At 49.1% G+C, this 13,050-nt stretch carries 14 protein-coding genes and 2 tRNA genes; 10 read left to right on the forward strand and 6 right to left on the reverse strand.

The features are described from left to right. Nucleotides 1-265 precede the first annotated feature (265 nt). Both OGX67_RS20150 and dkgB read left to right on the forward strand, forming a co-directional pair. Nucleotides 266-342 (forward strand) — tRNA-Asp (locus tag OGX67_RS20150). 164 nt (nt 343-506) lie between these two features. Then, nucleotides 507-1,310 (forward strand): 2,5-didehydrogluconate reductase DkgB, encoded by an 804-nt coding sequence (gene dkgB / locus OGX67_RS20155; RefSeq protein WP_032937070.1) that lies wholly within the window; start codon nt 507-509, stop codon nt 1,308-1,310. A 21-nt stretch (nt 1,311-1,331) separates the two neighbouring features. Here dkgB and yafC read toward each other — a convergent pair whose 3' ends face one another. Continuing rightward, nucleotides 1,332-2,246, reverse strand: a complete 915-nt coding sequence (gene yafC, locus OGX67_RS20160) for a DNA-binding transcriptional regulator YafC (protein WP_003838909.1) — start codon at nt 2,244-2,246, stop codon at nt 1,332-1,334. 104 nt (nt 2,247-2,350) lie between these two features. Here yafC and OGX67_RS20165 point away from each other — a divergent pair, with 104 nt between their 5' ends. The 3 genes from OGX67_RS20165 (at nt 2,351) to OGX67_RS20175 (ending at nt 5,305) form a co-directional block, all read left to right on the forward strand. Beyond that, complete coding sequence (locus tag OGX67_RS20165; protein WP_003838907.1) at nt 2,351-3,526, forward strand: MFS transporter; 1,176 nt, start codon at nt 2,351-2,353, stop codon at nt 3,524-3,526. Nucleotides 3,527-3,657: 131 nt separating this feature from the next. Continuing rightward, a complete protein-coding gene (locus OGX67_RS20170; protein ID WP_003031427.1) occupies nt 3,658-4,458 on the forward strand; it encodes an endonuclease/exonuclease/phosphatase family protein in 801 nt (266 codons plus the stop codon). 76 nt (nt 4,459-4,534) lie between these two features. Then, nucleotides 4,535-5,305: a class I SAM-dependent methyltransferase gene (locus OGX67_RS20175; RefSeq protein ID WP_048233096.1), complete on the forward strand. Its 771-nt coding sequence runs from the start codon at nt 4,535-4,537 to the stop codon at nt 5,303-5,305. A gap of 49 nt (nt 5,306-5,354) precedes the next feature. Here the strand turns inward: OGX67_RS20175 and mltD are convergent, their stop codons facing one another. Then, nucleotides 5,355-6,713: a murein transglycosylase D gene (gene mltD / locus OGX67_RS20180; protein ID WP_003031421.1), complete on the reverse strand. Its 1,359-nt coding sequence runs from the start codon at nt 6,711-6,713 to the stop codon at nt 5,355-5,357. A gap of 71 nt (nt 6,714-6,784) precedes the next feature. Beyond that, on the reverse strand, nt 6,785-7,540 hold the full coding sequence (gene gloB / locus OGX67_RS20185; protein ID WP_003031418.1) for a hydroxyacylglutathione hydrolase: 756 nt from the start codon (nt 7,538-7,540) through the stop codon (nt 6,785-6,787). 33 nt (nt 7,541-7,573) lie between these two features. Between gloB and OGX67_RS20190 the strand changes: the two genes are divergently transcribed. Then, nucleotides 7,574-8,296, forward strand: coding sequence for a class I SAM-dependent methyltransferase (locus tag OGX67_RS20190; protein WP_003031413.1), 723 nt, complete (start codon nt 7,574-7,576; stop codon nt 8,294-8,296). Here OGX67_RS20190 and rnhA read toward each other — a convergent pair. Beyond that, nucleotides 8,293-8,760, reverse strand: a complete 468-nt coding sequence (gene rnhA / locus OGX67_RS20195; RefSeq protein WP_257651966.1) for a ribonuclease HI — start codon at nt 8,758-8,760, stop codon at nt 8,293-8,295. The genes OGX67_RS20190 and rnhA overlap by 4 nt on opposite strands. 64 nt (nt 8,761-8,824) lie before the next feature. Here rnhA and dnaQ point away from each other — a divergent pair, with 64 nt between their 5' ends. Next, on the forward strand, nt 8,825-9,553 hold the full coding sequence (gene dnaQ / locus OGX67_RS20200) for a DNA polymerase III subunit epsilon (RefSeq protein WP_286527095.1): 729 nt from the start codon (nt 8,825-8,827) through the stop codon (nt 9,551-9,553). A gap of 134 nt (nt 9,554-9,687) precedes the next feature. Then, nucleotides 9,688-9,764, forward strand: a tRNA-Asp gene (locus OGX67_RS20205). Between the two features lie 156 nt (nt 9,765-9,920). On the opposite strand, the gene OGX67_RS20210 is transcribed toward OGX67_RS20205, so the two are convergent. Together OGX67_RS20210 and OGX67_RS20215 are read right to left on the reverse strand one after the other, a co-directional pair. Beyond that, nucleotides 9,921-10,439, reverse strand: a complete 519-nt coding sequence (locus tag OGX67_RS20210; RefSeq protein ID WP_003838893.1) for a FidL-like protein — start codon at nt 10,437-10,439, stop codon at nt 9,921-9,923. A gap of 1 nt (nt 10,440) precedes the next feature. Beyond that, entirely contained in the window at nt 10,441-11,124 is a 684-nt protein-coding gene (locus OGX67_RS20215; RefSeq protein ID WP_226807758.1) for a winged helix-turn-helix domain-containing protein, read from the reverse strand. A 749-nt stretch (nt 11,125-11,873) separates the two neighbouring features. Here OGX67_RS20215 and OGX67_RS20220 point away from each other — a divergent pair. Continuing rightward, entirely contained in the window at nt 11,874-12,422 is a 549-nt protein-coding gene (locus OGX67_RS20220) for a fimbrial protein (RefSeq protein WP_044714304.1), read from the forward strand. 69 nt (nt 12,423-12,491) lie between these two features. Further along, nucleotides 12,492-13,040, forward strand: coding sequence for a fimbrial protein (locus tag OGX67_RS20225; protein ID WP_003838886.1), 549 nt, complete (start codon nt 12,492-12,494; stop codon nt 13,038-13,040). Nucleotides 13,041-13,050 lie beyond the last annotated feature (10 nt).

Raw genomic sequence — 13,050 nt, forward strand, 5'->3', positions numbered from 1 at the left:
CTCAGAAGTGAAACGCCGTAGCGCCGATGGTAGTGTGGGGTCTCCCCATGCGAGAGTAGGGAACTGCCAGGCATCAAATTAGAAGTATGGCACTGACTTTCGAGGCAGTTCACTACTCGATAAGAGAGTAGGACAAAAGCGAACGCTTTTGAACGTTGCAAAGCAACGGCCCGAAGGGTGAATCACGTAGGGATTCATAAACTGCCAGGCATCAAATTGCAGTAAACCGGGATGAAGAATCCGGGTAGTGACAAAGAAATTCGGTGGAGCGGTAGTTCAGTTGGTTAGAATACCTGCCTGTCACGCAGGGGGTCGCGGGTTCGAGTCCCGTCCGTTCCGCCACTTATTAAGAGCCCTGAGCATTAGCTCAGGGCTTTTTCTTTGCCTGCAATTTAATTATTGCTACATCCGCAAAAATCCTCTGCATTTATCACTCTTTTTCTATAAAGAGCTGGAAGTCATAATCCTCTTAGTTGATGAACATAGTGATTAAAAAGAGGAATTCTATGGCTATCCCTGCATTCGGTTTGGGTACTTTCCGCCTGAAAGATGACGTGGTTATCGCTTCTGTTAAAACGGCGCTTGAGCTGGGCTACCGTGCTGTCGACACTGCGCAAATCTATGATAATGAAGCGGCTGTTGGTCAGGCGATTGCCGAAAGCGGCGTACCGCGTAACGAACTGTACATCACCACCAAGATCTGGATTGAAAATCTCAGCAAAGAAAAACTGCTCCCAAGTCTGAAAGAAAGCCTGAAGAAACTGCGTACAGATTATGTTGATTTGGCGCTGATCCACTGGCCATCTCCAGGAGATGCTGTATCTGTTGAGGAATTCATGCTGGCGCTGCTCGAAGCAAAACAGCAGGGACTGACTCGTGAAATTGGTATCTCAAACTTCACTATTGCGCTGATGGAAAAAGCCATTGCCGCAGTAGGCGCAGACAATATTGCGACCAACCAGATTGAGCTTTCTCCGTATCTTCAGAGCCGTAAGGTGGTTGACTGGGCGAAAGCACACGGTATCCACATCACCTCTTACATGACGCTGGCTTACGGTAACGCGCTGAAAGATGAAGTGATTGCGCACATTGCCGCTAAACATAACGCGACCCCGGCGCAGGTTATTCTGGCATGGGCAATGGGGGAAGGTTACTCCGTAATTCCTTCTTCTACCAAACGTGAAAACCTGGCAAGCAACCTGCTGGCGCTGGAACTGCATCTGGATGCCGAAGATAAAAAAATGATCGCGGCACTGGACTGCAACGATCGTCTGGTCAGCCCGGAAGGTCTGGCTCCTGCCTGGGATTAATTGCCCGATCCTGTGTATCCCTTACCCCTCTTTTACAGCTCCTTCGGGAGCTGTTCTTATATATTCACTTAAAAAGTCTATAAATGCACGAATACGTGTACTGACCGCACGATCGCTGTAGTAAACGGCGCTGAAAGGCATTTTTACCGGCAGACGTTTATCGGCCAGCAGTTCCACTAGCTCTCCCCGCGCGATCTCTTTATCTATCATATAATCTGAAAGACAGGCGATGCCGTTGCCGTTCAGGCAAAGCTGTTTTAGCGTTTCCCCACTGTTGGAAGAAATTCCACACTCGACCTCATGCAGCTGTCCGTCGCTACAGGCAATCGGCCAGGTATTGAGCGAAACCGGTTCGGAAAACCCCAGACACAGATGCTGTTTTAACTCTTCGACGGTCTCTGGTCTACCAAAACGGGCAATGTACTCCGGTGAGGCAATAATCTTGCGATAGCTGGTAAATAACGGACGCGCACGTAGACTCGAGTCAGTCAGTGTACCCGCTCGTATAGCAACATCCACTTTTCGTTCAATAAGATTGATGAATGTTTCCGAGGAGACGAGAGACAACGTCATCTCGGGATACCGCTCCCGGAACGGTTTGATTAGCGGCATCAGGAAATGCAACATCACCGGTGTTGCTGCGTCGATGCGCAGCAGGCCGCGCGGAGTATTACGCGACTCCATGATTTCCGTTTCTGCTGCAGCCATCTCTTGCAGTATCTGCTGCACCCGCCTGAAATAGCGCTCTCCTTCCTCAGTGAGACTTAGCTGTCGGGTCGTTCGATTAAGCAAACTGACGCCCAGTTTCATCTCCAGCTTTTTTACTGCCCGACTGACCGCGGAATTGGCTTGTCCAAGCTGTTCTGCCGCCCGGCTAAAGCTGCCGCTTTCCACTACCGCTACAAAAATCGCAAGTTCTTCAGAGGTTGCTTTCATTTTTGCACCTGACGCAAAATTATATTGAGATTTTGAATATTTTTGTCATTAAAACATCCAGGCATACTGCGTGTCATCTGATTACTGATGTTACGGAGTTATTTATGCCTCTCGCTTTATTTGCACTAACAATTAGTGCCTTCGCTATAGGCACTACTGAGTTTGTGATTGTTGGTCTGGTGCCGACCATCGCTCAACAACTGGCGATCTCGTTACCTTCCGCCGGGATGCTGGTTTCCATCTATGCGCTGGGTGTGGCGATTGGCGCACCGGTACTGACCGCTTTGACCGGACGCCTGCCACGTAAGCAGTTACTGGTTGCGCTGATGGTTCTGTTTACGGCGGGGAATTTGCTGGCATGGCAGGCTCCCGGGTATATGACACTCATTGTCGCTCGTCTGCTGACTGGGCTGGCACACGGTGTATTCTTCTCGATTGGTTCTACCATCGCGACAAGTCTGGTGCCGAAAGAGAAAGCGGCCTCCGCCATCGCCATTATGTTTGGTGGCTTAACGGTGGCGCTGGTAACCGGCGTGCCGCTGGGAACGTTTATTGGTCAACACTTTGGCTGGCGCGAGACTTTCCTTGCGGTATCAATGTTAGGCGTGATTGCACTGATCAGTAGCCAGTTGTTGATCCCCGCCAATATTCCCGGTCGTGCAGCCGCCAGTATTCGCGACCAGGTGAAGGTGCTGACTCATCCCCGTCTGTTGCTGATTTATGCCGTTACGGCACTGGGCTACGGCGGTGTATTCACGGCATTCACCTTCCTGGCACCGATGATGCAGGATCTGGCGGGATTCTCTCCGGCAGCAGTAAGCTGGATCTTACTGGGTTATGGTGTTTCAGTGGCTATCGGTAATATCTGGGGTGGTAAGCTGGCGGATAAGCATGGTGCTGTTCCTGCGCTGAAATTTATTTTCGCCGCGTTGTTTGTTCTGTTGATGGTTTTCCAACTGACGGCTTCTACGCAGTATGCCGCGCTGGCTACCATCCTGGTAATGGGGATCTTTGCCTTTGGTAACGTACCGGGGTTGCAGGTCTACGTGGTACAGAAAGCGGAACAATTTACGCCTAATGCTGTAGATGTGGCGTCAGGGTTGAATATTGCGGCGTTTAACATTGGCATTGCACTGGGTTCAGTGATTGGTGGACAAACGGTCGAGCATTATGGTCTGGCGCAGACGCCGTGGATTGGCGCACTTATTGTCCTGGTTGCGTTCCTGCTGATGGGACTCAGCGGTCGTCTTGATAAGCCCGCACGCGTTGCTTTGGGGTAAATCATTGATGTAAGCGCCCACTTACAAAACAAACTGCAATTGTTCGTTGAAAGTGAGTGCTAAAATCCCTATAACAGAAGAACCAGTCCGGCTGCGGACTGGTTGACGTTACAGAGGTTTGAAAGTCTAAAGTGCGAAAAAACACCTATGCCATGCGTTATGTTGCCGGACAACCCGCCGAGCGGATTTTACCGCCGGGGTCGTTTGCGCATATTGGCCAGGCATTACCCGCAGGCGTTCCGTTAAGCAGTGAAGATCGCATTCGTGTGCTGGTATGGAATATTTTTAAACAGCAGCGCGCAGAATGGCAGTCGGTGCTGAAGAATTTTGGCAAAGATGCGCATCTGGTGTTATTGCAGGAAGCACAAACCACGCCAGAACTGGTGCAGTTTGCGACCGCTAACTATCTTGCTGCCGATCAGGTTCCGGCCTTTGTGCTGCCTCAGCATCCCTCTGGCGTCATGACGCTCTCTGCTGCTCATCCTGTTTACTGCTGTCCATTGCGCGAGCGTGAGCCTATTTTACGGCTGGCGAAATCGGCGCTGGTGACGGTGTACCCGTTGCCTGACACTCGGCTGTTAATGGTGGTGAATATCCACGCGGTTAACTTTAGCCTTGGCGTTGATGTCTATAGTAAGCAGTTACTTCCCATTGGCGATCAGATTGCTCATCACAGCGGTCCGGTGATCATGGCTGGCGATTTTAATGCCTGGAGCCGTCGACGGATGAATGCGCTGTACCGCTTTGCGCGTGAAATGTCGCTGCGCCAGGTTCGCTTTACTGACGATCAGCGCCGCCGTGCGTTTGGTCGCCCTCTCGATTTTGTGTTCTATCGCGGTCTGAACGTGAGTGAAGCCTCTGTGCTGGTCACCCGTGCATCCGATCACAACCCGCTACTCGTTGAATTCAGTCCCGGCAAACCTGAACAATAACGGTGTGTCAGGTCTGCCATAGGGCAGGCCTGTGATGGTTGCCCTTCATATTTCATAACAACCGAAGGACAACACAATGACAACACGCTCTCACCATGACAACGTCGAAAAACAGTTTGGCTCTCAGGCTAATGCCTATTTAACTAGTACGGTGCACGCCTCTGGCCGTGACTTGCAACGTCTGGGGGAAAGGTTGTCGGCATTTCCGCAGGCTCGCGTATTGGATATGGGATGCGGAGCAGGGCACGCCAGCTTTGTGGCCGCGCAACAGGTAAAGCAGGTCGTGGCTTATGATTTATCGTCGCAGATGCTTGAAGTGGTTGCTAAGGCGGCAAAAGACCGAGGTCTGGAAAATATCGCCACACGGCAGGGGTATGCTGAAAGCCTGCCATTTGAAGATAACGTATTTGATGTGGTGATTAGCCGCTATTCCGCGCATCACTGGCATGATGTCGGGCGCGCGCTGCGGGAAGTGAACCGCGTTCTGAAGCCCGGTGGTGTACTGATTGTGATGGATGTGATGTCGCCTGGCCACCCAGTACGTGATATCTGGTTGCAAACCGTGGAGGCGTTACGCGATACCTCACACGTACGCAACTATTCCAGCGGAGAGTGGTTGTCGTTAATCAATGACGCCAATCTTATTGCCGATACCTTGTTAACCGATCGTCTGGCGCTGGAATTCAGTTCGTGGGTGGCGCGGATGCGTACGCCTGCAGCGTTGAGCGACGCGATTCGTGCCTACCAACAAAGTGCTTCTGCACAAGTGAAAGACTACTTTGCGTTACAGGAAGATGGCTCGTTTACTAGCGACACGATAATGGTTGAGGCACATAAAGCGGGATAAATAAAAAAGGCACTGGGGGGAAACCAGTGCCTTCATTTCTACAATGCTATCAGGAGTCCGGCATGTCGTTGTTTTTCACAAACAACGTTAGCTGATCGCCTGGCTGTAGATTATTCGTATCGCTGTTCCAGCGCATCACATCCTTGATGTTAACCCCGTGGCGTTTGGCAATACTCGAGAGCGAGTCGCCTTTACGCACACGATAGGTGATGCTATCGCTGTTGTTCGCCAGTCGCTGTGCGCTGCTGCCAGCGCCCACCGTCAGATTCTGGCCTACTTTCAGCGACGACCCGCGCAGATTATTCCACTGCTTAAGGTCATTGATGCTCACGCCAAGACGTGAAGCAACGCCAGAAAGCGTATCGCCAGAGCGAACTTTGTAGCTACGGCTGTTCAGCGGCGTGTTATCCGCGACCAGCGTTGACTGCACGGCTGCAATTTCGCCTGAAGCCAGAGACTCACGCAGCTTCTCTGCATGCTTCTTTGGCACCATCACATATTGCGGGCCGCTGGCACCCAACGTGGAACCTTTCACGCCTGCATTGAAGGTCTTCAGCTTGCTGACGGAAATACCCGCCATATCGGCAACCTGAGCCATCTCAACCGGGCTACTCAGGCGAACACGTGCCAACGCGCGGCTTTCGTCTGTTGTTGGCAGACGTACGCCATAGCGTTTGCTGTTTTTGAGTATATCGCTCAATGCCAGCATTTTGGGCACGTATAGCTTCGTTTCCTGAGGCAATGGCAACGACCAGAAGTCAGTGGGTTTACCACGAGCTTTGTTCGTTTTGATTGCCTTCATGACACGACCTTCACCGCTATTATAAGCAGCAACGGTCAGCAGCCAGTCGCCATCAAACATCTTGTTCAGACGCTGCATCATGTCCAGCGCGGCGGTGGTGGAAGCCACAACGTCGCGACGTGCATCATAACTGCGGGTCTGTTTTAAACCATAATTGCGCCCCGTGCTCGGAATGATCTGCCAAATACCTGCGGCATTGGCGCCAGACGTTGCGTGAGGATCAAAAGCGCTCTCCACTATGGGTAGTAGTACCAGTTCCATAGGCATGTTACGTTTCTTAACCTGCCCGGCTATCCAGTACATATACGGCTCTGCCCGTAAAGTTACATCGTGGAGATAGCTCTTATTGCGTAAATACTTCTGTTTCTGTTCGCGAATCCGGCTGTTTTCCGGAATTCCCATCTTTAGCTCGTCACCAATGAAAGCCCACAAATCTTGATCAGCAGCGATAGATGTTCCGTCGTCCATCCATCGCGCCTGACTTGTAAACTTTCCTGCTTCCCCTTGACCAGCTGCAGAAAGGCTCTGTGCGTGTTGTTGGACGTTACCAGTATTCTGGCACCCAACAAGCAGGACAGAGGCGAGTAATATCGCTTTTGCCTTCATGTGTGTGTCAATAGTTGCTTAAAAGACGACCGATCATAACGGCGAAGTTTTCAAAAGGCAACCCGGAATTGTCAGAACGTATCTTTCTTTGACCTTAACCAGGCAAAACGCTCCTCAGGTTGTTGCAATATTGTTTCTTTGTTAATTTCATTAATTAAATCAATGTCTTCTGTTCTTAAAAAAAGATTATTTCGCCGCTCATTTTTCAGAATTACGGGTAGTGTCATTTGTTTTTTTACGCGTAACTCATTAACTTTACGATAATATTCATTTATGAACGAATCGTGCGGGAGAATGCTTAAGGCAAACTTCATGTTTGCTAATGTGTACTCATGTGCGCAACAAATTAATGTATCGTCAGGAAGGGCGTTTATTTTTTTAAGTGATTGATACATTTGGGTCGCCGTGCCTTCGAAAAGTCGACCGCAACCGCCAGAAAAGAGTGTGTCACCACAAAATAAGTAAGGATGGCTAAAGTAACAGATATGTCCTAAAGTGTGACCCGGAGTAGCAATTACCCTAAATTCATGCCCCAAAACGAGTGCAATATCGCCATCTTCGACTATGTGTGTCGTTCCCTTATCTTGCGTTTCAGCCGGTCCGTATACCACTATTTGTGGGAAATGCTGCAGAAGTTCTTTCACTCCGCCCACGTGATCCTGATGATGATGGGTTAGCAGAATGGCTTCAGGCACCCAGTTATGCTCTGCAATGGCTTTCAGAACAGGAGCCGCTTCACCCGGGTCCACAATCAGACAATGCTGGTCATTATTTGACAAGACCCAGATGTAATTGTCCTGAAATGCAGGAATACTGTTAAGATTCATATATTACCTCTCAATGCGTAACGGAAGGTTGTGATGAAACCGGCAAGGATCCCTCAAACTGTCGTAGCGCCCGTTAGCTGGGATGATCTGCCCTGGGGCGAACACTATCGTGAGGCGCTGGAGTATCAGCTTAACCCGTGGTTCGCAAAAATGTACGGTTTTCATCTGCTTAAGGTTGGTAATTTAAGCGCAGAAATCGATTCCGAAGCGTGCGCGGTTTCTCATCAGGTAAATGTTTCTTTGCAGGGTTCTCCCATGCAGGTGACGGCCGATCCTTTGCATCTTCCCTTTGCCGATAAGTCCGTGGATGTCTGTTTATTGGCCCATACGTTACCGTGGTGTTCCGATCCGCATCGCCTACTGCGTGAAGCCGATCGCGTGTTGATTGATGACGGTTGGTTGATTTTGAGCGGCTTTAACCCGGTAAGCCTGATGGGGTTGCGTAAACTGGTGCCCGTATTGCGTAAGACATCGCCCTATAACAGTCGGATGTTTACCCTCATGCGTCAATTGGACTGGCTATCATTACTGAATTTTGAAGTGCTGCACTATAGTCGTTTTCATGTTCTGCCCTGGAATAAGAAGGGCGGGAAAATGTTAAGCACCCATATCCCCGCGCTGGGCTGTTTACAGCTGGTGGTTGCGCGCAAGCGAACCATTCCGCTTACACTCAACCCGATGAAACAAAATAAAAGCAAAACGCCTATCCGTCATGCCGTTGGCGCGACCCGGCAATACCGTAAACCGGACGCTTAAGCCTCAGTCTGATACCCATTATCATCCTGAGTCGGGCTCATGGCCGCGGTGCGCGCAAGCTCATCGCAGCGTTCGTTTTCCGGATGGCCCGCATGGCCTTTAACCCATTCCCATTTGATTTGATGAGGGCCTAAAGCGGCATCGAGACGCTTCCACAGATCGACGTTCTTCACTGGTTTTTTATCTGCTGTTTTCCAGCCACGCTTCTTCCAGTTGTGGATCCACTGCGTAATGCCCTGGCGCACATACTGGCTGTCCGTGCTGAGTATCACTTCACACTGTTCTTTCAGGGCTTCCAGCGCAACGATTGCTGCCATCAGCTCCATGCGATTATTAGTTGTAAGGTTGTAGCCTTCGCTAAAGGTTTTTTCGCGCCCGCGATAGCGTAAAATCGCCCCATAACCACCCGGTCCTGGATTTCCCAGGCAAGAACCATCGGTGAAAATTTCTACCTGTTTAAGCATCTCTGGTAGACTTCCTGTTTTAGCAAATCGAAATCAAACGATAAGTCTGACATAAATGACCGTTATGAGCACTGGAATTACACGACAGATCGTCCTCGATACCGAAACCACCGGTATGAACCAGATTGGCGCCCACTATGAAGGCCACAAGATCATTGAGATCGGTGCGGTTGAAGTGGTGAACCGCCGCCTGACCGGCAATAACTTCCATGTTTATCTGAAGCCGGATCGGCTGGTGGACCCGGAAGCGTTCGGCGTACACGGAATCACAGACGAATTCCTGCTTGATAAACCCACGTTTGCTGATGTAGCCGACGAATTTCTCGACTACATTCGCGGCGCGGAGCTGGTCATCCATAACGCATCGTTCGATATCGGTTTTATGGATTACGAATTCGCGAAGCTCAAGCGGGATATTCCGAAGACGAACGAATTCTGCAAAATAACCGATAGCCTGGCGCTGGCGAGGAAAATGTTTCCTGGCAAGCGAAACAGCCTTGATGCGTTGTGCTCGCGCTATGAGATAGATAACAGTAAACGAACCCTGCACGGCGCATTGCTTGATGCCCAGATTCTGGCCGACGTTTATCTGATGATGACCGGCGGGCAGACCACGATGGCGTTCTCAATGGAAGGCGACAGCCAGCAGAGGAATGACACGGGGATCCAGCGTATTGTGCGACAATCCAGCAAACTACGTGTTGTTTTCGCCACTGATGAAGAGTTAGCGGCCCATGAGTCACGCCTTGACCTGGTGCAGAAAAAAGGCGGAAGTTGCCTCTGGCGGGCATAGTTTGTACATTTACGGTATGAAAATGGCTATTCGGGTGATTTTTGCAGCAAACGATTAAAAAACGTGAGAAAAAGCGTTGACGAGGTGCGAGGCAATCCGTAATATTCGCTTCGTTCCCAAGCGGAACACAACGCGGAGTGGTAGTTCAGTTGGTTAGAATACCTGCCTGTCACGCAGGGGGTCGCGGGTTCGAGTCCCGTCCATTCCGCCACTATTCAGAAAGCCTGAATCAGAAATGATTCAGGCTTTCGTCGTTTTAACCCACCAAAAATAATAATCTCATTCTCACGTTCTATCGACCGCGCCCGTGCTTTCGGGTGGGCAACACATCAGGTCATCCTTAACCCGACGCATATCCAGAAGGCGATTAACTCGCGAAGTGATTCATCACGCAGGCGAAGCGGGGTGAAAAGTTATCGCCAATAAGAACCGTTTCCTCATTCAGGTGCTTTAGCATATACAGCTTGTCGGCACGTTCGTAAGCGTCAAAGAAAAGATAATCTATAGCATCCGTTGCTTCATCATCCGGGGATTTTTCGCGTCCGTCGGGGGTGAGCATAAAAACGCCGGCGGTATGGCCGAGTGGTCGGGCATAGCGAAAGAACAGTTTTCGGTTAACAGCAAACTCGCCATCATCACTTTTGAGTTTCCCTTGTACTGACAATGAGAGGTGTCCAGAGTTGTAGCTGGTGATCAGCATTATTCCGTGGAGTTCCTTTTTGGTGTTCTGGATGTCGAGTATCGACGTGAATTCCGAGGAACAGGAAAAACTGATTTCTTGTTTTTTCGCATTCCCGGCGATAATAAAAAAAGCGATAGTCGCCAGCCCAAAAATGGCAATCACGACTGACCATAGTAAAGGAGAGTGATCGCTTTCCTGCTTCATATCATTCCTCATGATGGCGATACTGGCTGATGCAATGGTAATAGCCGAGGTTTAGCCCACATTCAGCGGCAAACGACCACTCAACCAGATTATGGTTGCTCGCCCAGGTATTGAGATACAGATCTTTTGGATACGAGCAGTTAGGGTTAATACCCACGGACTTGAAAATATCCAGCGCTTTTTTTTCGGTAATGGTGTCGGTGAGGGCGTTTCCTAATATATGCACTCGGCATTGCTCGTAGTCGATAGTCCGCAGGATCGCTGCGTCCGTCATAGCGATTTTATTGGGTATCCATGTTAACCACGCTGTCGCCAGCACGGCGATGCCGGTAATTAACGTTGTTATCATGACAGGCCACAGGTTTCGTTTCTTTTTCCTGGGCATCAATGCAACATTGGCTATTCTGGTGGGTGCTTGTGCTTCCTCCAGTTGCTGAATATTGATACTGGCGTCGCCCATCCGAAATCCTATTCGCGGAATGGTGACGATCAGTTCTGCAGGATGGCCCGTAGACGTTATTGCTTTGCGCAGAAATGAAATGTGCTGATTGAGATTAGCATCCGTCGCTCTGGCGCCATTATGCTGGAAAACATTCTGCAGAATTTCATCGCGCGAGGATATCTCTTTACCATTTTGCAACAGATAGAGCAGTAATTGTGTTGCCACATTATTCAATGTGGCCATTTCACCAGACGCCAGGTCTTTTAGGGTATTTTTATGTGGTCTGAAAACTAAGCCATCACCAATAATTACGGATTTGATTTTGTTTATTGGTATATGAGAAATCACTGATGTCTCCTTTAAAGCAGGATATCTCGCATTCGAGTGGGGGAAGCAATAGCATAACATAATTCATTTATAAAAAATGATTGTACTATAGAACTCTTTATTAATATTTATATAACAATCTTTTAATATATCTAATAGAATCCTCCTATGTCCTTCCTCTCTTTCACTATCTTATTGTCATTACTCGCTTTTGATACCTAATTTCATTTTTACAAAACTTTCATAAATACATTTTGCCTGTTCTTCTGGCTAAATAAAAAAATATTTGATAGATAAAAACTCTATAAAAACTATAAATAATAGCAATTAACACTGGGTGTGGTGTGTTTTTTGGCTGTTTTTTAGGTAAACGATCGCTCGACAGACAGTGTTACAACACGATTCCCTGAGTTTGATTAATACCGGATTTTTGCATTGTGTCATTTTTTCGTCGACTTAATATAAGCCCCGAAACAGCGTAAACACCTGTGGACGGTATTTCTGATGGAATACCAATGAAGTTCAAAATACGGGGTGGCTTGAGATGGATTGTTTGCAAGGATATGCGCTACCGCCACCTACAGATCAGGATTTCCCTTGCATTAATTGTCTGCGGAAATAGATCGTCGGAATAACCAAAAACAGATATAAGGTTAAGTAGTAATATGAAAATGAAAAACGTGGCTGTGGCCTGTGCGCTGATGGCGGGAATGACTTTTACTGCATCTTCTGCTTATGCTGCAAAAAATGTTGAACCGACTAACGGTAAAATTCACTTCACTGGTTCTCTGGTTAATTCCGCATGCGGTCTGGCCCCAGAATCCAGCCCGGTGCAGGTAAATTTTGGTGAAATCCCAACTTCTCAGTTAAAAGACAACCAACGTGCTGGCGTTAAGCATGCCAAAATCGTGCTGCAGGGCTGTGATACGACCGTCGCGAAAACGGCTACTGTGACCTATACCCCGGCAACAATTGATTCAGATAACAACGCGCTGGCCGCGTTCACCTCGGGTACTGCAAAGGGTGCGGGCATCGGTATGGTTGACAGCGGCAACCAGGACGTGGAATGGGGCAAAGCGGCCTCTCAGGTCAACATTACCGATGGCGAAACCGACATTGATTTCGTCGCTTACCTGCAGGCAAACAACGCATCTGCAGCGGTAACTCCGGGTGATTTCGAATCTACCGTTAATTTCCAGATCGACTACCAGTAACGATCTGCAGCAGGCGCAATTATGCGCCTGCCTAACCCTTCCTGCGAATAACTGAAAGGAAATGCGGTGATGCCTGGATGGCGTATTTTACTGCTTTTTATCTTTATATCGCCTGCATGGGTTTTGGCTGACACTCATCGTCTTGTCAGTACGCCCGGCAAAATGCGCATGCGGGGAAATATTATTGAAGCTGCCTGTTATGTCGATCCGCGCGACCGGTCGCTACTGGTTGAATTTGATGACCTCTCAGCCAGAGATATTTCCGGTAAACCTGAAAAAGTATCTGCGCATGATTTCAGCATTCATTTGCTGGGATGTTCCCTTGGGGATTCTCAACATCCGGGGAGTCTGTTTCAACGCGCTAATATTACCTTTTCCGGCGCACCCGATAGTGACAATCCTGATTATCTGAGCGTGCAATCGGAAACTGAAAATTTAGCGATAGAAATATATGACGGCAAAGGACAGCAAATTCATCTGGGTGAGCCATCACCGGACTATGCGCTTAACCCAGGGAAAAACACGCTCAATTTTACGGCTTATTTGATCTCCCGCGACGGAAGAATGACATCCGGCGAATTTACTGCGGTCACGCATTTTGTTGTGAATTATCTCTGAGCTGCACTGC

The organism is Citrobacter sp. Cf118 (genome assembly GCF_030334095.1).
Classification (GTDB): Bacteria; Pseudomonadota; Gammaproteobacteria; order Enterobacterales; family Enterobacteriaceae; genus Citrobacter; species Citrobacter freundii.

Bases quoted from the DNA above. Each gene is read 5' to 3' on its own strand.
- dkgB (WP_032937070.1), top strand. From the start codon at position 507: ATGGCTATCCCTGCATTCGGTTTGGGTACTTTCCGCCTGAAAGATGAC.
- yafC (WP_003838909.1), bottom strand. From the start codon at position 2,246: ATGAAAGCAACCTCTGAAGAACTTGCGATTTTTGTAGCGGTAGTGGAA.
- OGX67_RS20165 (WP_003838907.1), top strand. From the start codon at position 2,351: ATGCCTCTCGCTTTATTTGCACTAACAATTAGTGCCTTCGCTATAGGC.
- OGX67_RS20175 (WP_048233096.1), top strand. From the start codon at position 4,535: ATGACAACACGCTCTCACCATGACAACGTCGAAAAACAGTTTGGCTCT.
- mltD (WP_003031421.1), bottom strand. From the start codon at position 6,713: ATGAAGGCAAAAGCGATATTACTCGCCTCTGTCCTGCTTGTTGGGTGC.
- gloB (WP_003031418.1), bottom strand. From the start codon at position 7,540: ATGAATCTTAACAGTATTCCTGCATTTCAGGACAATTACATCTGGGTC.
- OGX67_RS20190 (WP_003031413.1), top strand. From the start codon at position 7,574: ATGAAACCGGCAAGGATCCCTCAAACTGTCGTAGCGCCCGTTAGCTGG.
- rnhA (WP_257651966.1), bottom strand. From the start codon at position 8,760: ATGCTTAAACAGGTAGAAATTTTCACCGATGGTTCTTGCCTGGGAAAT.
- dnaQ (WP_286527095.1), top strand. From the start codon at position 8,825: ATGAGCACTGGAATTACACGACAGATCGTCCTCGATACCGAAACCACC.
- OGX67_RS20210 (WP_003838893.1), bottom strand. From the start codon at position 10,439: ATGAAGCAGGAAAGCGATCACTCTCCTTTACTATGGTCAGTCGTGATT.
- OGX67_RS20215 (WP_226807758.1), bottom strand. From the start codon at position 11,124: ATGGCCACATTGAATAATGTGGCAACACAATTACTGCTCTATCTGTTG.
- OGX67_RS20220 (WP_044714304.1), top strand. From the start codon at position 11,874: ATGAAAATGAAAAACGTGGCTGTGGCCTGTGCGCTGATGGCGGGAATG.
- OGX67_RS20225 (WP_003838886.1), top strand. From the start codon at position 12,492: ATGCCTGGATGGCGTATTTTACTGCTTTTTATCTTTATATCGCCTGCA.